We start from the raw sequence: 23213 nt of genomic DNA on the forward strand, positions 1-23213 counted from the left end.
AAAGCCAATTTTTTCACGATAGAAATTTGGAGCGGGAAGGCTTTGAATCGTAAGATAGCGATATGAAGTTGCGCTCTTTCTTATGTTTGGCATTAGTCGCCGGGTCAATTGGTTTTGCAAACGCCCAAGTGATCTACGAAGACGACTTCACGACCGGAGCAAACCGTAGCGCTCTTTCGCCCCTCCACAACACGGCTGTGCCATTTGGAAGTGGCGCAGGAGCACCCTGGAGCGTAGAAACAGTGTTCGGAACGGGGAATCTGCTGTTCGGGAATGGCGCGAATGCTGGCCGGGTGCAGCCGACAGCCGGGCACCACTCGGAGGTTGCTTATCTTCCATTCACGCCAAATGGCACGGCATGCTATAAGGTGAGTTTGGACATGCATCTGCCAGCAACGGGAGGTCCGGTGAATACTGCTGCTGTTGGTTTCTTTAATAACAGTGGCGGTTGGGTTTGGACCGGTCGGACATTGCTTAACACTCGTGCAGAAGGTCTCGAACTTCAATTGGGCGGCACCCCTCCGGGCGACGTCCTCCAAAAGTTTGCGTGGACCGGTTTCGATGAGTATTTGCCCCGAAACTATGGGCTTATCTACGATTCTGAAAACCAGGAAGCCTATCTCACAATCAATGACCAGATTTGGATGGGACCTACAAACGTCAGCTACTTCCAGCCAGGAGATGTCACCCGTGTTGGATTCTATCGAGACAACGACTGCAACACTCAGAGCTGGTTTGACAATTTCAAGTTTGAAGAAGTCGATGTCCCGCGCACCTACAAGGGCACGATCGATATTCCGAACTTTGCCGGGCCAGATGCTTGGGCAAGTAGCTATGAAGCGCAAATCAAGGACGACAATGGCAACTGGTTAGGTGGTCTTGGTGGTGGACTCGTTGGGTTCGATTGGACATTCCGATTCATGGGAGACTGGATGACTCCTGGACAGCAATATTGGCTGTACTTCCGAAGCGATACATCGCTCTACAACCGAATCGCTTTTACACTTTTGCCTTCAGGAATGACCACCATCGGAACGATTACATTGACCATTGGTGATGTCGATCGAGATGGCGAAATCGGGGCTGCTGATTTTGACGCTGTGGTCTCGCGATTTGGCGATTCGACAAGCGACCCAGTGGATGTGGATCGAGATGGAGAAGTCGGTTCGTCAGATTTTGATATCGTCGTTCAAAATTACGGTGCAGAAGGATTCATCCCTTAACAAAAAAATAGAAAACGCATATCAATTCATTCGGGTGAGGCAACTGCCTCACCCATATTTTTGGATATCCTGGTTGCCATGAAGCTTGTCATCGCGACTCATAACCGGAAAAAAGCTGGAGAAATGGTGCAGATTCTGCAGGGCCGGTTCCCAAACGTGAAAATCGAGACGCTGGCAGACTTTAATGGTGCTCCTGAACCAGATGAAACAGGAACCACATATCAGGAGAACGCAGCGATCAAGGCCGAGAGTGCGTGCGATTTCACCGGGGAGTGGTGCTTGGCGGATGATGCGGGCTTAGAGATAGATGCGATGAACGGCGAACCCGGACTTTATAGCAAGCGGTTTGCTGGAGAAGAAACACCGTTCCCTGAAAAGATGAAAGTGATTTTGGACCGACTCAGCGAAACACCTGATCCACAAAGGTCAGCACGATTTCGATGTGCAATCGCACTTGCAAGACCCGGACACCCGACAAAACTCTTTGAATCTACATGCGAAGGGATGATCGCCGCAAGCCCGAGCGGGGCGGGCGGATTCGGATACGATCCAATCTTCTGGTTGCCGGAACAGAACTGCACTATGGCCGACCTGACTGCTGATCAGAAGCATGCCATCAGTCATCGCGGCAAGGTTTTGCGAGAATTCTCGGCTTGGTTAGAAGCTGAGTTGGCATCGCCAGCAGGCTAAAAACGGATATAGTTACAAGTGGCCATGAATTGGACATCACTGCTGAATCTTTTGAGCGACAAGTTTGGATTGGGTGCCAAATCCGGCGACTTTTTGGACGAGATCATTTACATCATCCGCCATTCTGAGGGTGGCGCCGACGGATTTTATGCGCGTGTTCGAACGATGGGTTTTGGTTCGATGCTCCAACGCTGGCTCGATGGCTCGAACTTCGATGGGATAAGCAGCGGTGGTGCTGCGCAGCTCTTTGGAGTCGACAATATGCGGCGAGTTGGCGAGCTCTTCGGATTGTCTTCCGAGCGAGCTAATCAGATTTCAGGTTCGATTCTGCCATTTTTGACACGCGCTATCGGTGTGAACGGATCGCTTCCAGAAGGCGACGACCTGGACAAAAAGTTCATCGCGCTCAAGAGCCAGTCGAATACTACGGTTGCGGCAGTCGCGGCGCCAAGTGTAGCTTCGGCAGCAAATTCTGGTGCCGTTCTGAAATCGGATTTCCCCCCTGTGTTTGGCTTGATCGCCGCTGGCACGATCCTGTTTTTGCTCGCAGGCTCCTTCTTTAGCGGTCAAAAGCCGGCAGAGGTTCATAGCGAACCAGCCCATGATTCTGCAAAGGTCGAACATTCCTCAGTCGAGGGCGCAGCCCATTCAGTCAAGCCGGCTATCGAATCTCACGAAACTGCTAAGGTCGTCGACCCTGTGCTGTTGATATCGAAAACTAGCGATGGCATCCAGGTTCGAGGCCTGATGGAAGCTGGTCAGCAAAAGATTCTAGAAGAGCAAGCGAAAGCTCAATTCGGCGAAGCAAAAATCCAAGGCACATTGAACGTTGGCGCAGATTCTGGTTTGTTCAGTTGGTTCGAAAATAGTTCGCAAATTCTCGCACTCTTGAACTCAAAGGCGACACAGATTTACGCTGAGGGCAAAAAGTTAGCGATTACCGGCAATTGGTCGAATTCCGAAGAGGAATCGCTCAGAGCAAAATTGGCCGGTTTGGTCGGACCAGATTGTGAGCTCGACCTTACGAAGGCGTTCCAAGGATTGCCTGCCTCGACCCCAGCGCGCAGCGAAGCTGCAGCGAACGCCGCTCTTTCGAACCTAGAAGAGGGATTCACTGCAGAAGAATTGGTCGCAGCTCTCAACCTTTGCGTCATCAATTTCAACACGGGTAGCGCGACGATAAGCCCTACCAGCATGAGCCTACTCAAGAGGGCCGCAGAAGCCATGAAAAAGGCTCCGGCTGGAACTCGAATAGAAGTCGGCGGGCACACGGACAGCGTCGGTAACCCAGGATTGAATCTAAATTTGTCGACCGCTCGCGCGCAGGCCGTGGTCAAAACCCTGAAGGGGCTAGGGGTTTCTCCTCGAATGCTCGATTTCAAGGGCTACGGCTCCGCCAAACCGGTGAAGGACAACGGGACTCCTGCGGGCCGCGCCGCAAATCGCCGCATGGAATTCACCCTAATCAATCCGTGACCGTGTTCCACGTCGGCGAGGTGCCGATTTCCAACCGACTGATACTCGCACCGATGGAGGATGTGAGTAACCTGCCGTTTCGCTTGATCGCCAAAGAGATCGGCGGTCCCGGGTTGATGTTCACTGAGTTTGTCAGTGCGATGGCGATACACTATAAGGCGAAAAAGACCTATAAAAAGCTGCGTATTCATCCGCTCGAACGACCGCTAGGCATTCAGATTTTTGGCGGTGAGGTCGCGTCGATGGTCGAAACGGCTCAAATCTGCGAAGAAGCCGGCTGCGATATTTTGGATATCAACATGGGATGTTGGGTACCAAAGGTCTGCAAGACTGGGGCCGGTGCTGCTCTGCTCAAGAATCCTGATCTGGCGGTAGAAATCGTTTCATCAGTAGTTAATGCAGTGAAGATTCCGGTAACTGTCAAGGTGCGAGCTGGGTGGGACTGGTCGTTGTTTGCCGCGCCAGAACTTGCCGAGCGGTTCCAAGATGTCGGTGTGAAAATGATCACACTGCACGCTAGGTTTGCCAAGCAAGGTCTAGATGGTCAAGCCGATTGGAACTTGATCCGGGCTATGCGTGAGCGGGTCAAAATTCCTTTGATCGGCAATGGCGATGTCAAAACTCCGGACGATGCGCTCCGGATGTTATCCGAGACAGGGTGCGACGGCGTGATGGTTGGTCGGGCCGCGATCAGCAATCCTTGGGCGTTACAACGGATCGATGACGCCCTTGAGGGTCGGCCTATTTCCGCATTGCCAACCATCGACGAGCGTATCAAAGTGGCGTTGCATCACCTCAAGCTGATGATCGACTACGAGTCTCATGAGGAAGACCCGAAGAGCACGATGCCCGCTGAGCAACGCGCGGTGCGCCATCTTCGAGGACAGCTCCCGATGTACATTAAGAGCGAGCCCGGCGCGGCAGAAGCACGCAAAGCGTTGACCCAATGCAACTCCTACTCCGAAGTAGAGAGCCTGTTGCACGAATTCGCGCACAGAATCAATGCCGGAGTAAGTTGACGGTCTGTCCGTGCGATGGGATTATCACTTCCCAGCCAAGTTCTGTTCGGATCTTTTCTGCAAGAACTTCTTGAGCTGGCGGCTCCCCATGCACGATGAAGGTCATTTTCGGCGGCGTTTGGAATCCTCGTAGCCAGTTCATGATCTCACCTTGATCGGCATGTGCGGAAAGCGAATTTAGCTTGTCAACTTGCGCGCGAACTTCGATGTCTTGACCATGAATGCTCACCGTCGGTGAACCTTCCAACAGTTCCCGGCCCAGCGTGCCTTCACCTTGATAGCCCGTAAAGAGCACCAACGTATTCTCCTTTCCGAGTCGGTTCTTGAGGTGGTGGACGATTCGGCCGCCGTTGGCCATTCCGCTTCCAGCGATCACCATCATCGGCCCGTTCATCGAATTGATCGCCTTGCTTTGGTTCTTGTCCCGAACCAGCACGAGTCCATCCGGGGACATTGGATCGTCGCCTTCGTCCAATCGAATCTTCATGTCGCGGTCCTGATCTTCTGTGGTCTTGGCGTACAGTTCGGTCGCGCTGACGGCCATTGGGGAGTCCAAGTAGATCGGGAGTTTTGGCAGACTGCCTTCGCGTTGAAGTTCATTGATGAAGTAAAGCAACTCCTGGGTTCGACCGATGCTGAAGCTCGGAATCAGAACGACCATATGCTCTCTGACCGCACGAGTCATGATTTCTCGTAGCCTTCCGATAGTGTCCTCTTGGGCGTGGAATCTGTCGCCATACGTGCTTTCCACGACCAAGAAGTCGGCTCCCGAAACCATCTCTGGGTCCCGAATAATTGGCGTATCGAATCGCCCCAAATCGCCCCCCATCAAGAGAGTTTCACCGCTCGCCAACGTAATCTTTGCGTACGCAGAACCCAAAATGTGACCTGCAGGAATGAACTCGAATCGGCATCCGCCCGGTGCCGCGGTCTCCTCAAAATAGTGGACCGGCCGCATCAACTTGAGGACTTCAAACGCGTCTGCCTCGGTGTATAGCGGAAGTGCGGGCTGGTGCGACGAAGTGAGATGCTTGTTGTGGTACTTCGCCTCTTCTTCTTGCAGCCTACCGCTATCTGGCAAGCTGAATCGGCTGATACCAATCGTGCCCGGCGTTGCATAGATCGGGCCCTTGAAACCGTCTCGGATCAACTTTGGAAGCAAGCCGATGTGGTCGATATGTGCATGGGTGACGATGACCGCATCAATCTCGGTTGGATCGAATCCAAATGGCTCCCAGTTTCGCTCTCGCAGAGCTCGGCCTCCTTGAAACAGTCCGCAATCGATCAGGATTTTCTTGCCAGACGTTGTGAGTAAATGCTTGCTACCGGTGACCGTTTGCGCCGCACCATAAAAGCCGAGTGTATGAGACATACCTGAATTCTATTCGACATCTGGTTTTGCGCGCCGAAATGAGCCAAAATGTTGAAAAGCCATGCCCTACCGCGTACTTTTGTACTACTACTTTTGCAAAATTGATGATCCGGCGGAATTCGCAGCGGGACATGATGCGTTTTGCCGAGAGCTAGGATTGCGCGGTCGAATCTTGGTCGCGGATGAAGGGATCAACGGCACCGTTTCCGGCACGACTGAGTCCTGTGATGCCTACATCGCAAAGATGCGCGAACTGTTTCCAAACATCGAATTCAAGATTGACGAGGTCGACGCTCATCAATTCAAGAAGCTGTTCGTGCGGGTTCGAGATGAAGTGATCACGCTTGGTGTCCCTATCGAGCACCGCCCCGAAGAGTTGACTGCGCCGCACCTCAGCCCGTCGGAATGGAAGCAAAAGATGTCCGAGCCGGACACCGTGATCGTGGACACAAGAAACGATTACGAATGGTCTTTGGGACGATTTGAGGGGGCGATCTGTCCACCAATCGAGAGCTTCCGAGAGCTTCCAAACTGGCTGTTAGAGCATAAGGAAGAATGGGCCGGCAAGCAGATTCTGACCTATTGCACTGGCGGGATTCGGTGCGAAAAGCTGACCACCTGGATGCTGGAAGCTGGCTTTGAAAATGTGTACCAACTCCATGGCGGGATTGTGATGTACGGCAAAGATCCAGTAACCGCCGGAGAGAATTTCGAGGGCGTCAACGTCGTCTTTGATGATCGAGTGGTCACCGAAGTGGGTCAGAAAGCGAGTCCGTTGATCACGACTTGCATGGAGTGCGGTGCGCCGAGCGCGAACTATGTGAATTGCGCTAACACGATGTGCAACGCACGCATCATTCTCTGCGCAGACTGTGAAGTTTCAACCGGTCGGTGCTGCTCGGATTCATGCCGAGAAGCTCCGACAAAACGCGAAAAGAACCGCAAAGTGTACGAATCTATCCGATAGAATAGCTTCATGCGCTGGAAAGGCAATCGCGAAAGCGACATGATCGAGGATCGTCGCGGAATATCAACTGGCAAAGCCGTCGGAGGCGGGGGAGTCGGAATCCTCGTTATCGCGTTGGTAGTCATGCTCCTGGGCGGAGATCCGAGCCAAGTTCTCAACGCGGCACAAGGGAGCCCGACCCAGCAATCGTCGAATTATCAGCCGACTGCTCAGGACAAAGAGATCAAAGAATTTGTGGGGGTAGTGCTTGGCGAGACCGAGGACGTTTGGACCGAAGTCCTGCCCAAAGTTGGGAAGGTATATCGCAAACCGAAGCTAGTTTTGTTCTCTGGTCAGGTTCAAAGTGCATGCGGAATGGCCAGTGCCGCTGTGGGTCCATTCTATTGCGGGGAAGACGAAACAGTCTATTTGGACACCAGCTTTTTCAATGAAATGTCGAAACGGTTTAACGCTGCTGGAGATTTCGCGAGAGCATACGTGGTGGCACATGAAGTCGGGCATCACGTTCAAAAAATCACCGGTACGCTCGATAAAGTCCATCGAGCCCGCGAGCAGATGGACGACGCCGAGTACAACGCCCTGAGTGTCCGATTGGAGCTTCAGGCAGACTTCTATGCTGGTGTTTGGGCACACTACGCTCGCAAAGACCTAGAGCTCAATGAAGAAGATGTTCGCGAGGCAATGGTTGCGGCGGACGCGATTGGAGACGACAAGCTCCAGATGCAAGCTCAAGGATATGTCGTGCCGGACAGCTTTACACATGGCACGAGCGAGCAGCGCGTCAGATGGTTCCTAAAAGGATGGAATTCGGGTAGCCCGAGCGAAGGAAATACTTTCCAAGCGCGTCAGCTCTGATCCTTCGACTTCTTGAAGCTAAACTTTCGCTCGGTTCCAGCTTTGAGCCGGGCGATATTCTCTCTGTGCCGGTACACAATGAAGACCGCCATCACAGCATAGGCTCCGATCACAAACGCTGGCATGTGAAAGGCAATTCCCAGCCCAACCAGCGAGATCACGGCGATGATGCTGCCGAGGCTAATGTAGCGGGTCAGTGCGACGATCAGCGCAAAGATCGCGAACACGATGCCTGCAATAATGGGTGCGCTTCCGACCAATGCGCCGAAAGCGGTTGCGACCCCTTTGCCCCCTTTGAACTTCAAAAACGGGGAAAAGGTGTGTCCGATGATGGCCAAAATTCCAGCGACCAAGCCGAAGCTCGCATCCTTTGAGAGCCACAAAACGATCGCTGCCGGAACAGCGCCTTTGAGCGTGTCCGTCAGAAAGACTGTAAATCCTGCCGCTGGCCCGAGCGTCCGCCAGACATTCGTCGCGCCGGGATTCCCGCTGCCGACGCTCATGATGTCGACCCCCTTGGCTTTCGCGATGAGCACGCCAAACGGAATCGAGCCGCACAAGTAGCTGGCAATTGCAGCTATCGCAAGTTCAATCGGAGTCATGGACGACCTCTCCTCTTAGCTTGTTCATCTTTCGTTCGAAGATACCGCGAACTCCAAGAATGGTTTCCGTAAAAGTCACACGATCAATCTTTCCAGGCAGTTGATCGAGCATCAGATCAAACTTGTCATCCGCATCTGGAAGGAGGTTGTGTTCCCATCCGTGGAGTTCGATGATCCATCGTGATCGGTGATAAATCTGGTGCGCATCGGCAAGTATGGCGTGCTCATCGTTCGAAAGCGCACCGCTCTCTCGTAGCCCGGCGAGCTTCTGTTGAGTGGTCAACGCGCCAGGTCTGATCGCCTGATTTTGATGGGCTTCCAGCAAGTAAATCAGCCAATGGATATCATCCAGCATCCCCTCGCTAAATTTCAGATGCCGACCAAATTGAGATGACGGCACTCGTTCACGGACGACCCGGTTTCTCATCTCGATCAAGCTGACCAGCCGTTCGTAGTTGAGCGGAGTCCCGTATGCGGCATCGCGAACCAGTTCCAACGATTGTGGCGATCCGAAAATCAATCGGTGGCGACTGCACGCAAGGCGCTCCCAAGGATCCATGTCCTTCTGGATGTAGTTCGAGAATCCGCTGTGGGTGCGAGCCAGGAGTCCGCTTCTTCCTTCCGGCCTGAGGCGCAAATCGACACGCAATCCAGAACCTTCTTGAGCCAGCGAGTCGATATGCCGGATGAACTCTTGTGCGGCTTGCTCGGCTTCAAGATGGCGAATTCCTTCCGGACAGAACAGGACGAGGTCGCAATCGGATGCCGGGGTGGTTTCATGGGAAGCATAGCTCCCCATCGCAACGCATTCCAACGGAAATCCCCCGAGCAGAGTTCGTAGCAATTTATCCGTGATTGAATCGAGGTTATTGCTGGGATTGCCGTTCGGATCGAGGCTCCAGCGAGTGATGTGGGCCAACTTTGCTCGGCGGTACCTCTTGCCAGCATCGGGTCCGAACTGGACGTCTCGCGCCTCGGCTTCTTCCAAAATCTCGCCAGTCAAGATCAATTCTGAGATTGAAATCTCGTTTTTGAATTCTGGAATCAACGCCGGAGAGCGACCGCACAACGTCCGAATTCGAGCTTGAGACTCCGGATTTTGATCGATCGCGGCGATGAACGATTCCGCTTCCGGAAGAGAATTGATCCAATCCTTAGCAAGTTCCGGCAGCATCGCGAATCCGCTGATGCTATGACCGTCCTCGGGTGAAGAGGGGAGCACCGAATTGAAAATCGCCCGAATCGAAGCACGATGCCGGTTGAGCTCGGTTACAAACAATTCATATGAATCAAACCCCAATGACCTTGCGAGCCTGAGCTGATCGTCAGGCGAATCTGGGAGGCTGTGACGCTGCTGGTTACCTTCGAGCTGAATTCGATTTTCGACTCGCCGGAGGAAAGAGTAGCCTTGATTGAGGGTCGCCAAATCGCCGCTAGTGATGCCGCCAAGCGAACCCAAATGCTCCAGCGCATCGAGGGTTTGGAGATGCGATGAGCCGTACAACAACTGGAGAATTTGAGTTAGAAATTCAACGTCTCTAATGCCGCCCGGCCCGCGCTTGAGATCGTCACCCGTTGCGATTGTTTCGATCATGCTCCGTTGGCTCAAGAGCTGCTCGATCTCAACACCACTTGGTGGCCTCGCAAAGCAAGTTTGTTGCCGAAGTGCCTCCCATCTCTCTTCGCCTTCGCCGGCCACAACTCGCGAGCGGATCAGGGCTTGGCGCTCCCAAGGCTCGGCATAGCGTTGGTAATAAGCCTCCACGCTCCGCCACTTGTTGACGATCGCTCCGGAATTTCCGAATGGCCTGAGCCGGAGGTCCACCCGGAAGAGCGCGCCGCGTCCCATCCTCTCTTCCATTCCTCGGCCGAAGATCACTGCGGCGCGATCCGCAAGCTTTTCGAGCTGTTCGGAGGCATCGTCGGCGAGCACATAGACTAGATCAATATCTGACGAGAAATTGAGTTCGCTTCCGCCGAGTTTCCCAAATCCGACAATTGTGAGCGGGCAAGGTGGTATCGGGGTGATCAACTCGCAAGCGGAGTTCCATGCCAGCTCAAGTGAGAGTTGAATGATGGCAGTTGCAAGCTCCGAGACTCCCAGGCATGTCGTCAGAGGATCGATCCCGGCGATCTCATCGAACGCGATCCTTAGCAGATTCCGTTGGTTGAGAAGCCGAAGCCGGTCTTGCCTGTGCGATTGGCTGCTCGCGGCGGAAAGGAGTCGCCGTCCTTCTTCGATCAGCTGGTGACTGCGGTGAACCGAAGTTGAACCTGGCTCGAACAAGAGACTCACCATTTCAGGGTTCTGGATGCAGAGATCGCCCATTTGGTGACTCGCGCCGAGAAGCCGGAAGAAGTTCTCGGTGATGGCCCCCGATTGCGCCACGATTTGAAGCACTTGGGCCGGGTTTGCCATTGCTGCTAGCCAACGCAAGAACTGGGTACTAGCACGCTCAGGATCAGGGCTGCTTTCCGCAAATCTGGCGAGCGAATCCGGCGGAACGAGGCCCGTTAGTCCTCGAATTTCGTCGCTGAATCTCGCTGGATCAAATGCCATTTGACGGTGCTCAGCAGTAGAGACGTAGCCGAGTCAGATTCCAAACCTGGAAATGCGGGGATGATCTGCCGATAATCTGGATGATGTCTTCGGCGGCCAGAAACCTTAATAGGGAACTGCTGACCTTGTTTGCGATGGAGCAAGCAGGGTCCAAAGAAGGTCTTCAGGTCTATCTGAGCCGGGTTTTGGAGCAATGCTGCGACTGGTTCCGAGCTTCAGGGGCGTCGATTTTTCTTCGAGAATCGGTGGGAGATCGGTTCATTCTGAACGCAAAGTTCGGCCCGAGCGTTCGGACACCTGACGGAGCAACTATCGAATTTGGAGTTGGGCTAGCAGGCGCAGCTCTGGCGGAAGGAAAGCCGACCATCATCAAAGGATCGCGCCGCCGCGACGATATTGGAAGCTCGATCATTGTGCCGTTGATCCATCACGGTGTCGATGGTGATGAAGTCAAGGCAATCGGCGTTTTGAACCTGGCGCGCTCGACAAGCGAACCCCACTTCGATCAGCAAGACCTCGAATTTGCAGAAGGAATTGGAAATCAGATCGCACTCGCCGTGGACAATGCGACGCTGTTTGCTGATTCAAAGCACTTGGCCGAAACGTTAAAGACGGTGCTGATGAACCTCGGTTTTGGCTTGCTGAGCTTGAACCGGGAAGGGCAGATCACGCATTCGAATCCTGAAGTCGTGATGATGCTCGGCAGGGTGCCGGGGCACTTGGAAACGCTCCAAAAGTACATCAATTCCTGCCACGAAGAATTCGTACCGTTTGTGACTGCTGCCGCAAGCGATGGATTGCACCGGAAGCGTCACCGGGCGAGATTCAACTTTGGCAACCGGGTGATGACAGTTTCCAGCACGCCGTTGCCGAGCAGCGGTTGCACCATCATTTTGCAAGACGTCACCGAACTCGAATCCGCGCAACGCGAATACGAGCGACTGCGACGACTGGCCGAAGTTGGGCAGATGACGGCGACCATCGCGCATGAAATTCGGAATCCATTGACCGGTGTTCGAAGCGCAGCCAAGATGATCCGCGAGACTCCAGAGCTTGCGGATGAGTTTGCCGAGATTATTGAAGTTGAAGCCGTCAAGCTGAGCAAACTTTGTGACGAATTCCTCGAATTTGCAAGGCCGCTCAAGCTTGAGCTGAGCGAAGGTGACCTGGCTCGGGTCGTCGAGTATGTCGCTGAAAGACTGCGGGACGACTTCGCCACTGCGGAAGTCAACCTTGAGGTCATCGGAACAAGTGGGCCGATGGTAGTTTGGCTCGACGAAAGGCGAATGGAGCAGGTGATCCGAAATCTGCTCATCAATGCATTGCATGCGACCGCAAAAGGTGGAACAGTAAAAATAGGGGTTCAGCCGGGCGCGGTTTTTGTCGAAGATACAGGGTGTGGGATGGACGAAGAAACAGTGGCTCGATTGTTCTCGCCGTTCTTTACTACCAAGCCAAAGGGCACCGGCTTGGGATTAAGCATGGTTCGCAAGATCATCGACGCGCACGAAGCCACGATTGGCGTGCATTCGGTTTTGGGTGAAGGCACCCGTTTTGAAATTCGGTTTAACCAGGAACAAAGAAAGTGAAGGAAAAAGCACCGCTATTGATTGTTGACGACGAACAAAACATTCGTCGAATTTTGCAAGTCGCCTTTGAAAAGGTCGGCTATGAGGTGCTGACCGCCGAAAACGGACTTGACGCCCTTCGTGTGCTCGAATCTACTCCGGTTCAGTGCATCTTGTCGGACGTCACGATGCCCGAGATGACCGGATTCGAGCTTCACGACGCCGTTTGCGAGAAGTACCCCGACACACCGTTTATCATCATGACGGCGTATGGCACCATCCCTCAGGCCGTCGCGGCAATTCGGAAGGGCGCATTTGAGTTCATTACCAAGCCATTCGATCTTGATTCGCTCAAGAAGATTGTTGCGGCAGCATGCGGAGACGCTGGTGCCCAGTCGCAGAAACCAAAAAAGGGAAGCGTCCGTGCTTCTGGCACGTCGTTCATCGCTGAATCGCCTCAGATGGTTGAGATTTTGGAGACCGTTCGACGAGTCGCCGATGCTCGGGCGAGCGTTTTGATCACCGGCGAAAGCGGTACAGGAAAAGAAGTCGTTGCAAAGCTCCTTCACGAGTTTTCACCACGAGCAGGTGCACCGTTTGTCGCGGCTTCGTGCGCCGCAATTCCAGAAAGTCTCCTCGAAAGTGAACTCTTCGGCTATGAGAAAGGTGCTTTTACTGGTGCCCAAAATTCCAAACCGGGACGATTTGAACTCGCACATGAAGGAACGCTGTTCCTTGATGAAATCGGCGACGTTCCTCCACTTATTCAGGTGAAGCTGTTGCGCGTTTTGCAAGAGCGGGAGTTTGAGCGACTTGGGGCGACAAAACCCACCAAGGTAGATGTTCGACTCATCACGGCGACTAATCGCGATTTGTACAAGATGGTCGAAGAAGGGTTATACCGATTGGACCTTTTGTATCGATTGCAAGTCGTTGAAATCCATCTTCCGCCGCTACGCGAACGGATCGAAGACATTCGCCCGCTCGCCGAGCACTTCTTGGCAAAGTTTGCGGCCGAAAATGCCCGCAACTTGAAGGCACTCAGCCCGATAGCTTTGGCGACGCTGGAATCTGGAAGCTGGCCCGGCAACGTGCGAGAGCTTGGAAACGTGATTGAGCGCGCGGTGGTCATGGCTGGAAAGGACGAAGAGATTCTTGACCTGCATCACTTGCCGAATGCTCTCCGAGCGGCATAACCATGAGTAGCGCTTCAATTCTCCTCTCTGCCCTAGGCACTTACGGTGACATCTATCCTGTCATCGGCCTGGCGCTGGAGCTTAAGAAGCGCGGTCATCAACCCACCTTGGCGCTGCCGGGTTGTTTCGAGAATCTGGTTGATCGAAACCAATTCGAATTCATCGCTCTGACGGCGGATTACGATGCGTTTGGTGGTCGAAATGTCGCCATCGGCAAAATCGGACATCCAGAGACCGGTGCCCCATTTTTGTGGGAGAACATGATCTTGCCCAACCTTCAATCTGACTTTGAGGCACTGGGTAAAGGGGAAAAATTCAAACTCGTGGTGACCCACGGTTCGGCGGTAGCAGCGCAAGTTTTCGCTCAAGTGAATCGTATTCCGTGGAGCAGTGTGGCACTTGCCCCAAGCGCGATGCACTCGAAGTTCCAAGCTCCGGCCTGGCCAGGAGTTTTGGGTGGGCTCAACCTTTTCGGCGGGTTCGACAAGGCGTGGGAATCCGCTCGAAACCTGACTTCAGGATATCTTGAGAGCATCAAAACCTTCTGCTGGAATGTGGGATTGCCGGTCGACGACGATCACGATTTTTTCACTCGGCAGCACTCTTCGCAACTGCATTTGGGGTTGTTCAGCAGAACCTTGGTTGAACCCAAAGAGGACTGGCCAAAGAACTCGCTTATTGCCGGCTTTCCCCGCGCCGCCGACGCTGGGAGCACAGATTCTGAGACGTTGCAGTGGCTCGCTAAAGGGGATCCTGCCATCGTGTTTACGATGGGATCGAGCGCGCTGCACAGTCCGAACCACTTCTTCAAGCAAGCGATCGATTTTGCTCGTCGAACAGGGTTGCGTTCGATCATAGCCGCCGGGCCAAATTGCGACGATTGGAACGAATGGCTTCCTGACCACATCCGCGCGGTGGCATCCATAAATCTTGAATCTGTTTTTGAATTTAGCCGAGTCGTCGTGCATCATGGCGGAATTGGCACGACGGCTGAGACCATGCGTGCGGGATTACCGATGGTGGTCATTCCAGGCGACTACGCAGAGGCGGATTTGGCCTCGCGGCTGAGCGCACTTGAGCTAGCGATCGAAATCCCGCGTTCGGGACTAACTGAATATGCGCTCGAAGAAGCGGTCATGAAGATCCTTACAACGCCGGAATATGACGCAATGGCGAAACTCGCAGTGAGCCAAATGCGGTACGAAAGCGGTACTCAAGTTGCCGCCGATGCTCTGGAATGCCTGGCGTTTGGAGCCGAGCTAGAATCGAGGCTTCCTTCGGACGTGCCGCACGTCCATCCGCAGATCATCAAGCAAATGTTTGAAGATCAAGCCGCGTAGGCTTCGATCCTCGGGGCATGCGGAAAATTCTGTCACACTGTTGGCAGAATGCCGAACCGACTTGCCAAAAGCAAATCTCCCTATCTGATGCAGCACGCTCACAATCCGGTGGATTGGTACGAGTGGGGCGAGGAAGCGTTCGCTGAGGCGAAGAAGCAAGATAAGCCGATCTTTCTGAGCATCGGATATAGCTCCTGCCATTGGTGCCATGTCATGGCGGAGGAAAGCTTCGAAAACGAGCAGATCGCCGCGATTCTGAATCGTGACTATATCAGCATCAAGGTGGACCGCGAAGAGCGACCCGATGTGGATGAGACCTTCATGCTGGCGGTCCAGATGATCAGCAAGCGAGGCGGATGGCCGATGAGCGTTTTCCTAACGCCAGACAAGAAGCCGTTTTTCGCCGGAACCTATTTCCCGCCGGTGGACCAAGGTCAGTATCCGGGTTTTGCAACGATCCTGGTGAAGCTTGGGCAGATGTGGCGCACCAGCCGAAAAGACGTTCTGGACAGTGCCAATCAGATTGCCGCACACTTAACCCAAGCCGCTGGCAGGACGTTGGGGTCCTTGACAAGCAAAATCGATCCACAACTGTTCAAGGATTGCTTCAATGCGCTCAAATCCGATTTTGACGGCAAGAATGGAGGGTTTGGCGAGGCACCGAAGTTCCCACAGCATTCTTCGCTCTCGTACTTACTAGACTACGCGGCGGTAAATCCCGATGACGCGCCCGAAGCACTTTCTATGGTGTTTCAGAGCCTTCAGGCGATGTCGATGGGTGGAATTTTTGACCAAGTCGAAGGCGGCTTCCACCGCTATTCCACCGACGCCTTTTGGCACCTGCCGCACTTCGAAAAGATGCTGGTCGACAACGCGTTGCTGGTCGATTTGTATCTCCGTGCAACAGAAATCGCGTATGCCATCGACGCACCATTTGCAGACGCCATCGAACTCACCGCGATCAAGACGCTGAGTTGGCTGAAGTCGAAGATGATGAGCGAGGATGGGCTGTTCTATTCCGCGATCGACGCAGATACCGATGGAATGGAAGGCTTCACCTATCTCTGGACCAAGCAAGAAATTGAGGCTGCGCTTGGTGATGCTGCTGATTCGTTCTGCGAACTGTACAGCGTCATGGAGGATGGCAATTATCTGGACGAGGCGACCCAACAGAAGACGGGTTTGAACGTACTGCATCGACTTGGCGGAAATGGTGACGAGTTTGCCGCGCAGCTTTCCACGCTGTACCAGATTCGGGAATCGCGGCCCCAGCCGATGGTGGACTTTAAGGCCGTTGCGAGTTGGAATGGCCTGGTGTTGCGAGCCTTGGCTTCATCGGGCGATTCGATGGTAGCCGAACGCTGTTCGAGTTCCTGGATCGCTGCTCACAAAGAGTTTGGTGCCTTGCCCCACCAGATCACAGATGGCGAACCGAGCGGACACGCATTCCTGGACGATTATGCGGCGCAGATCTTGGGTTTCGTGGCCATCGCGGAGTCCACGGGTAAGTCCGAGTTCGCCGATTTTGCCCAAGTTCTGAAGTCAGAAATGATCGAGAATTTTCTCGACAAGGAAAAGTTTGGGTTCTTCTTTACGAGCGAGAAGCATGACAAGCTGTTTGGCCGGAGTAAGCCTTGTCTCGACCAGAGCGGCCCAAGCGCGAACGCGTTGGCTATCCAAGCACTTTTGGCAACCAATGAAATTGAGTTGGCTGAACAGTGCCTGATGGCGGTTCTAGGATGGGCTCAAAAGATGCCTCGGGCATGCGAAGCCATGATCTCTTGTGCTCTGAATCTTGTGAATTTGAAATCAGAGATCAGTGGGTTGCCAGGAATGGACATTCCAGCTCCTCCCAAACCGATCACCGAAAAAGTGCGGGTCACGCTGTCTCATCGGGAATTAGAAGCGGGCGGTTCGAACTTGGCCGAGGGCGTCGTGAAGATTTCCATTCCAGAAGGACTGCATTTGAATACCGCTACTCCACCTGCGAGATGGCTGATCCCGACTGAGGTTAAGTTTGAGGGCGTGCGCGCTCAGGTGGACTATCCGGCAGGTGAGAACGATCGTTACGAAGGAGTCATCGAAATTCCTTTCAAGATCTCGGTGAAGGCGAATGAAACCCAAGAATTCGAAGTCCGTATTCGATATCAGGCCTGCACTGAGACCGAATGCTTGTCACCCGAAGAAGCGGTTTTTGATGGCGTCGTCATAGGCTAAATCCATCATGGTACAAGTCAAATCGATTTCGAAGGCATTTGTTGATCACAAAAAGCGGGTCAAGCAGGCGGTTACCGACTTCAGTTTTGAAGCAAAACCTGGGCAGATCACCTCATTGTTGGGCGTGAACGGCGCAGGCAAAACCACTACTCTGCGTGTGCTCAGCACGATCCTGAAACCTGACACCGGTTCTGCCTCCGTGATGGGATTCGATGTCAAATCTCAGCCGGTCGATGTCCGCAGAAACCTCGGATTCTTGAGCAATTCCACGGCACTTTATGGTCGCTTGTCTGCCCGAGAAGTGTTGGAGTACTTTGGGAAGCTGAACGGGATGGGCGCCGAACTGAATGGACGGATCAATCAGATCAGCGAACAGTTCGGTTTAGGCGAATTTCTGGACCAACTTTGCGACAAGCTCAGCACGGGGCAAAAGCAACGCGTTGGAGTTGCACGGGCCATCTTGCATGACCCGCAGGTGATCTTGCTCGACGAGCCGACAGCAGGACTCGATGTGCTCGCGAGTCAAGCGATCATGGAGTTCATTGAATCCTTGCGTGAACAAGGCAAAACGGTCATTTTCAGCACTCACATCATGAGCGAAGTCGAGCGTTTGAGCGACCATGTCGTGGTGATCCATGCGGGCGGAAATAGTGCATCGGGGACGGTGAACGAGCTCAAAGAGCGAACAGGTCAACCAACGCTTGAGAAGGCGTTTTTGCAGTTGGTTGGATACAAGAGAGGGGAGAACTAAGCAATGGCTTGGGTGATTTTCAAGAAAGAAATTCGAGAAATGCTGCGTGATCGGCGAGTGACCATTGGTGCGTTCGTGATGCCGATGCTCATGGTCATTTTGATGTTCAAATTGATCGGCACCATTTCGACGAGCGTGGAGTCCAATCGAGCTAGCAAGATCGGGGTTTTGAATGGCACCGAGAATTCGATGGTAAAGATTCTGAAGCAGATTCCTGGTAGCCAGATCATATCGGTGAGCAATAAGGCGAAGGGATTGAAGATGCTCGATGATGGTGACCTTCGACTTCTCATTGATCCCGGGAAGGACTTTGATGGTGACCTCCAGCGGATGGAAGGCTCGGTAAACGCTTACTATTTGAGCGGCGAACCGATGAGCCAAGTCGCTCTTAAGACGGTTTCTGCAACGATTGAGGGGCTGAACAAAAAGGCAGCCGCTGGAGTTCTGGAAGCCAAGGGGTTGCCTGCCAAAACTCTGGAGCCGATCGCGGTAAAGGAGCACGACCAGACCAAAGAGAGCGCAAAGGATTCGATCGGGCTCGTTAGCCTGCTGCCGTACATGATTGTGCTTTGGGCGTTTTACGGAGGGTTCAGCTCGGTTAGCGATATGATGGCGGGAGAGAAAGAGCGCGGAACCCTTGAGACGCTCCTGATTGCGCCCATCCAACGAAAGGAAGTGGCGAATGGCAAGCTGATCGCCCTGTCTCTGATCTGTTGGCTCAGTAGTATTGCCGCGGCACTGGGGATCGTCATTGCGTATGTGACTAGCGGCAAAATGGCCGGATTTCGCGTTGAGCCAGCGAACTTGATTTTGCTGATTCTGGCGGTTCTGCCGCTCGTTTTCATGTTCGCGGGCCTCCTGCTCAGCGTGAGCACCTGGGCTAAGAATCCTCGCGAAGCACAGACCTATCTTTCGGTCATTAGCTTCGTCGTGCTCATTCCTGCTGTGATGAGCAACATGATTGGGTTTACGGACCTCGGAAATCAGACTTGGGTCAAGCTGACTCCGGTTCTTGGGACATCAATCGGTTTGCGCTCGATTTTGCTCGGGAAGATCGATTGGACTGCTATTCTGGGGAGCGCTGGGGTCTGCATGATCTTGGCACTGGTTTTCGTGGTGGTCACGAGGCGACTGCTCGAACAAGAAAAGGTTCTCGTTAGAATCTAGCCTGGGGCCAATCCCGAAGCAAAAAATTGGACTCTGAAATTCAGAGTCCAATTTTCATTTTGGGTCCTAGAAGGATTAGTCTCCGGCGAGTCCAAAGTTGAACACGACGACATCGAAGTCATTTGAACCGACTTCGCCATCGTTATCGATATCGCCTGGGTCTGGAGACGAGTTACCGAAGTTCGCCACGACGGTGTCAAAGTCGCTCGAACCGACTTCATCATCAAAGTCCACGTCGCCATTGATCAGTGTCAAGTTCACGCCAGTGGCTCCACTCCGACCGATGTTAACGGTGGTAGCGGTTCGCTTTGTCAAGAAGTGCGTTGTCTTCGCAGCGACATACATGGTGCCTCGCTGATAAGTCTCGAACGTGTAGGCACCAGTTGGCGACACTGGTACGGTGACGGTGTCAACAACTACGTTGCTGGCGTTTCGCACTTGGAAGACTACGTTGAGAGTAGATGTCCAGTTGTAGTCTTCGAGGGTGATTGTTCCGCTGACTTTGGCTTTGGTTTCCATCGCCAGTCCGAATCCCTGAAGACCGCTATTTGCTGCAAAAATCCCTTTGTATTCGCCGGTAGAAGGCACGAATCTAGCCACGTATTCAGTGCCAGAAGAAAACGATCGAACCAAGCTCCAGCCATTCGGCATTAAGCAACTCGCATAAATGGATGGTGCGAATCCGCCGGTGGCGTACATCCCTTTGAACGAGGAATCAGCCGAATCAAACTTCATCATCGAACCGTTGAAGTAGCTGCCAACGGTAATGATTCCATTGCTATCCAGGTCTAGACCACGGCCACCACTGAAGAAGCCGGTACCGATTGCGCCTTTGTATTCGCCTGTACTGGCAACAAACTTCTGAACGGCAACGCCGCCTGCACCGATGGCATAGATCATATCGTTCGGGCCGGTCGCGATCGAGATGCCAGAACTAGTAGTTCCCAAGAATCCGTTTCCGAGGGAACCGAGATATTCTCCCGTCGTCGGGTTGAATCGGAAGATCAGGTTTGATCCGCTTCGAATATCCGAAACGTACATCTTGCCGTCGGCAGAAAATGCCACATCATCTGGAGCGGAAAGGAATCCGGTACCGATGGAGCCGGCATACGCTCCGGTGTATGGGTCAAACCGCAGTACTGCGCCGTTCCCTGTAGCGTAAACGTAGCCATCAAAAGGACTCTGCTCGAGACTGAGGATGTTGGTCAAAAACCCAGCGCCGAACACGCCCATGTACTCGCCAGTTTCCGCGTCGTAGACCTTGACGGACTTCGAAGGACTGTCTGTGATGTAGACCCTTGTGCCAAAAGCAAACGTGCTCCCGAGAGCAAGTAAACCAAGGACGATTCCCTTATGTAGATTCGTCATGTTGATATAGTACAGAAAAATTGGAGGAATTGGTAATCAAAACTCGTAATTTGTACGTCAATTTTGCGAATTCCGTCAATTGTGGGAGTTCTGGAACGGGATGACCCGCCAAAATGAGTGGAACCATGGACGAGATCACTGCCGAATATGTCGTTGCTGAGATAAGAGAAGCTGTCCCTCTGCAGACTCGAATTTATACGACCGTTGCCGCAAAAACTGATCTCGGACGTGTGCGCGAAAACAACGAAGATAAGTTCGAATTCTACGAGCCATCCGATGAGAACTTGTTAGCAACCCGCGGCAAAGTTTACGTCGTTTGCGATGGCATGGGTGGACATAGCGCTGGCCAAATTGCTAGTGAGCTCGCTACCAAGACTTTTCTCGACGTATTCCTCAACCACCCCAGTCACGAGCCAGAAATTGCCGGAATTTCTGCCGCAAACGCCGCAAACCGGTTTGTATATGACGTGGGTTGCACCGTGCCCGGCAGAAAGGGCATGGGCACCACCCTGACCGCCCTTGCACTCATCCAGGACCGTGGGCTGGTGATTCAAGTTGGTGACTCTCGGTTGTATCGGCTCCGGCAATCCATGCTGGAGCAAATCACAACCGACCACACCTGGGTAGAAGACGTTGTTTCCCAGGGACTACTGACTCGGGAAGAGGCCGAGAATCATCAATATCGTCACGTGATCACGAGGGCGATCGGCACTGAAGCTAATGTCCCAGTCGACCATTTCTGGATCGACTTGGAGGTTGGCGATATTTTTCTTCTGTGCTCCGATGGACTGACGGGCCACGTCAGTGACGCGGAGATTCATGACACTTTAGAGCGATTTGGGCCCGCAGAATCTTGCTGGCAGCTTGTATCAATGGCGCTTGCCGGTGGCGGTTCGGATAACTGCACCGTACTCGTCACGCGGGTTGACGATCTTCAGCGCATTGACCAAAGTCCGATAGCCTGAATTCCTTGGCGTCGGATCAACGCTGCTGGAGCTTTGATTCGGCTTAGGCGGCCATCCGCTAAGACGACATGGACAAAGTCGTCGTGCCGCCCCGGAGTTCCCTCGACATACGGCTGACCTTGCGCATTTCGAAATGCGAGACGAGTCACCATCTTGGCTTCATTCGCGGCTCCCGAATTGATCACGTCTGGACCCATGAGGTTGGAGTTATCCAGGCCAATGAGGAACCCGTCGTGTTGAATCGTTGTTCCGTCCTTGAGTTTGAATGGTAGGGGATTATAGGCTCCGTTCGATCCGCTGCAAGCTGTTTCGCCAATCAAAACCGTCTCGGCTGGCTGGGCCAAATTCGCCGGAGTTCGCAGGGCCATCGGCGCATACAGCCCGTAGCTGTAGGTTATTTTGTCTTTGCCAATCGCTGGTAGTGCCTTGCCATTTTCGCCGGGCTTTGAGGTTGGGCAATCGAAATGAAAGCGCTCCGACATCCCTTCTTGGACCAGCGTCACCCAAGAGATCGGTTCGCCATCGATGATGACCGGATTCCCATCGTAGTCGGGATAGTAGGCAGGCGGAAATCGCGCATCGAATGTTTCGGAGTACACCAAGAGTGCTTTCGAAATTGCGCCCATGTTGCCACGGCAAACGGTCGCCTCGCCTTGCTTTTTGAGGTGAATCCAGATCGGAACAAACAGCAGAAAGAGCACGAAAAGTGCTCCACCGATGATCTTGATATCTTTGCGCGATAAATAATCGGAACGACCGGTATCGTCGGTCGCTATAGAATTATCGACCTCTGGCAAGAGCTGGTGCCTCCGAATAAACGAGATTTGATTCTGAGAACCCAAATTCGGCCAGAGTTTTCGGCAGATCGCTTTCGTTCAATGTTTGGTGCCAACCATATCCGCCCGTGTTGCCTTGATCGACAACAGGAATCATGCCCATTTTGATGTTGTCGGGGCGGACCTTGCGTGCGAATCGGGCCAGCGCGCCGATTTCATCTGCTGTGAGGGCCCCACCAAAAAGGGCAATACTCTCTTCAAAAACGACTGGTGCCAAATCAAGTCGCTTCATGAGTTGCTTCTTGAAAGCAACCATAAAGTCCTTCTGTCGTTTTTGTCGCTCGTAGTCGCTGTCGCTGTGGCGATAACGCACAAAGCACATCGAGTTATAACCATTGAGAACTTGTGGCCCTGGCTCCAGGTCAATGTACAGATCGCCCGCTTTGTCGATCCACTTCATCTTTTTGGGAACGTCGATCGGCACGCCGCCAATGAGGTTCACCACGCGTTGAAAAGCAGTGTAATCCAGCTCCATCGTCCGGTCGATGTCGATTTGAAGCAGCCGTTCGATGACATCTTGGGTGAGTTCCTTACCGCCAACCTCGTGATAGGCATTGATTTTCTTCATCCGGTAGCCGGGGTACTCATAGAGCATGTCCCGCGGAATCGAAACACCGGTGATCGTGAAATTTCGGAAATCGAAGCGTGCTACGAGCATCATGTCACTTCGCGCTGCCTTCGTCGTCACTTGCTGATTGATGAAGCTCCTGTTCTCATCACAGCCCAGGAGAAGAACGTAGATGTGGTCTTTATATTCGAACGATTCTTCAACAGGCTTGTCTCTGATTGTGTCAATGATGAATTCTTTGGTGACGGAGTACTTACCAATCCAACCGGCACCCACGCCGACCGCCAAGAAGATGGCGCACCACAATGCGTAGATCGTGTGACCAAAAATGATCTTGAATTTTGAAGGCCGACTCTCGGAAAACATGGAGCAGTAGAACCCAAAGGGTACCCGCTATAAACAACAGGTAATGGGCCAAAATCATTCCCTGATTTGAATATGCTGGCTCGTTTGGTACATGAAAAGCGTATACC

Annotated in this window: 19 protein-coding genes; 13 read left to right on the plus strand and 6 right to left on the minus strand. The window is 53.2% G+C overall.

The window, feature by feature from the left end:
• Positions 1-62 precede the first annotated feature (62 nt).
• From J0L72_01730 to dusB, 4 genes are all read left to right on the plus strand, one after another.
• Positions 63-1223 carry a hypothetical protein gene (locus J0L72_01730; GenBank protein ID MBN8689492.1) on the plus strand — a complete coding sequence of 387 codons (1161 nt, stop codon included), beginning with the start codon at positions 63-65 and terminating at the stop codon, positions 1221-1223.
• 78 nt (positions 1224-1301) lie between these two features.
• On the plus strand, positions 1302-1913 hold the full coding sequence (gene rdgB, locus J0L72_01735; GenBank protein ID MBN8689493.1) for an RdgB/HAM1 family non-canonical purine NTP pyrophosphatase: 612 nt from the start codon (positions 1302-1304) through the stop codon (positions 1911-1913).
• Between the two features lie 24 nt (positions 1914-1937).
• A complete protein-coding gene (locus J0L72_01740) occupies positions 1938-3389 on the plus strand; it encodes an OmpA family protein (GenBank protein MBN8689494.1) in 1452 nt (483 codons plus the stop codon).
• Positions 3386-4408 (plus strand): tRNA dihydrouridine synthase DusB, encoded by a 1023-nt coding sequence (gene dusB, locus J0L72_01745; protein ID MBN8689495.1) that lies wholly within the window; start codon positions 3386-3388, stop codon positions 4406-4408. The genes J0L72_01740 and dusB overlap by 4 nt, the downstream gene beginning before the upstream one ends.
• On the opposite strand, the gene J0L72_01750 is transcribed toward dusB, so the two are convergent.
• Complete coding sequence (locus J0L72_01750) at positions 4389-5780, minus strand: MBL fold metallo-hydrolase (protein ID MBN8689496.1); 1392 nt, start codon at positions 5778-5780, stop codon at positions 4389-4391. The genes dusB and J0L72_01750 overlap by 20 nt on opposite strands.
• Positions 5781-5841: 61 nt before the next feature.
• Between J0L72_01750 and J0L72_01755 the strand changes: the two genes are divergently transcribed.
• Positions 5842-6747 carry a rhodanese-related sulfurtransferase gene (locus J0L72_01755; GenBank protein MBN8689497.1) on the plus strand — a complete coding sequence of 302 codons (906 nt, stop codon included), beginning with the start codon at positions 5842-5844 and terminating at the stop codon, positions 6745-6747.
• A gap of 9 nt (positions 6748-6756) precedes the next feature.
• Entirely contained in the window at positions 6757-7602 is an 846-nt protein-coding gene (locus tag J0L72_01760) for a neutral zinc metallopeptidase (GenBank protein ID MBN8689498.1), read from the plus strand.
• Here the strand turns inward: J0L72_01760 and plsY are convergent.
• Positions 7593-8204, minus strand: coding sequence for a glycerol-3-phosphate 1-O-acyltransferase PlsY (gene plsY, locus J0L72_01765; protein MBN8689499.1), 612 nt, complete (start codon positions 8202-8204; stop codon positions 7593-7595). The genes J0L72_01760 and plsY overlap by 10 nt on opposite strands.
• The gene (locus J0L72_01770) at positions 8191-10764 is read right to left on the minus strand and encodes a hypothetical protein (GenBank protein MBN8689500.1); all 2574 of its coding nucleotides are present in this window, start codon (positions 10762-10764) and stop codon (positions 8191-8193) included. Before J0L72_01770 ends, plsY begins: the two co-directional genes overlap by 14 nt.
• Before the next feature lie 80 nt (positions 10765-10844).
• On the opposite strand from J0L72_01770, the gene J0L72_01775 reads away from it, so the two are divergent.
• Genes J0L72_01775 through J0L72_01800 form a run of 6 tightly spaced genes read left to right on the plus strand, consistent with a single transcriptional unit; the run spans position 10845 to position 19003 of the window.
• Positions 10845-12353, plus strand: coding sequence for a GAF domain-containing protein (locus J0L72_01775; GenBank protein ID MBN8689501.1), 1509 nt, complete (start codon positions 10845-10847; stop codon positions 12351-12353).
• Positions 12350-13528, plus strand: coding sequence for a sigma-54-dependent Fis family transcriptional regulator (locus J0L72_01780; protein ID MBN8689502.1), 1179 nt, complete (start codon positions 12350-12352; stop codon positions 13526-13528). The genes J0L72_01775 and J0L72_01780 overlap by 4 nt, the downstream gene beginning before the upstream one ends.
• A gap of 2 nt (positions 13529-13530) precedes the next feature.
• A complete protein-coding gene (locus tag J0L72_01785; GenBank protein MBN8689503.1) occupies positions 13531-14868 on the plus strand; it encodes a glycosyltransferase family 1 protein in 1338 nt (445 codons plus the stop codon).
• 48 nt (positions 14869-14916) lie between these two features.
• On the plus strand, positions 14917-17085 hold the full coding sequence (locus J0L72_01790) for a thioredoxin domain-containing protein (protein ID MBN8689504.1): 2169 nt from the start codon (positions 14917-14919) through the stop codon (positions 17083-17085).
• Positions 17086-17092: 7 nt separating this feature from the next.
• Positions 17093-17836: an ATP-binding cassette domain-containing protein gene (locus J0L72_01795; protein MBN8689505.1), complete on the plus strand. Its 744-nt coding sequence runs from the start codon at positions 17093-17095 to the stop codon at positions 17834-17836.
• 3 nt (positions 17837-17839) lie between these two features.
• Entirely contained in the window at positions 17840-19003 is a 1164-nt protein-coding gene (locus J0L72_01800) for an ABC transporter permease (protein MBN8689506.1), read from the plus strand.
• A 75-nt stretch (positions 19004-19078) separates the two neighbouring features.
• On the opposite strand, the gene J0L72_01805 is transcribed toward J0L72_01800, so the two are convergent.
• Positions 19079-20371: a hypothetical protein gene (locus tag J0L72_01805; protein ID MBN8689507.1), complete on the minus strand. Its 1293-nt coding sequence runs from the start codon at positions 20369-20371 to the stop codon at positions 19079-19081.
• A gap of 125 nt (positions 20372-20496) precedes the next feature.
• On the opposite strand from J0L72_01805, the gene J0L72_01810 reads away from it, so the two are divergent.
• Entirely contained in the window at positions 20497-21336 is an 840-nt protein-coding gene (locus J0L72_01810; protein ID MBN8689508.1) for a Stp1/IreP family PP2C-type Ser/Thr phosphatase, read from the plus strand.
• Here the strand turns inward: J0L72_01810 and J0L72_01815 are convergent.
• Together J0L72_01815 and J0L72_01820 are read right to left on the minus strand one after the other, a co-directional pair.
• Positions 21306-22133, minus strand: coding sequence for a hypothetical protein (locus tag J0L72_01815; GenBank protein MBN8689509.1), 828 nt, complete (start codon positions 22131-22133; stop codon positions 21306-21308). The two genes, J0L72_01810 and J0L72_01815, sit on opposite strands and share 31 nt — an antisense overlap.
• Positions 22117-23106, minus strand: a complete 990-nt coding sequence (locus tag J0L72_01820; protein ID MBN8689510.1) for an LCP family protein — start codon at positions 23104-23106, stop codon at positions 22117-22119. Before J0L72_01820 ends, J0L72_01815 begins: the two co-directional genes overlap by 17 nt.
• Positions 23107-23213: the final 107 nt, after the last annotated feature.

Source organism: Armatimonadota bacterium (assembly GCA_017303935.1).
GTDB lineage: Bacteria > Armatimonadota > Fimbriimonadia > Fimbriimonadales > Fimbriimonadaceae > JAFLBD01.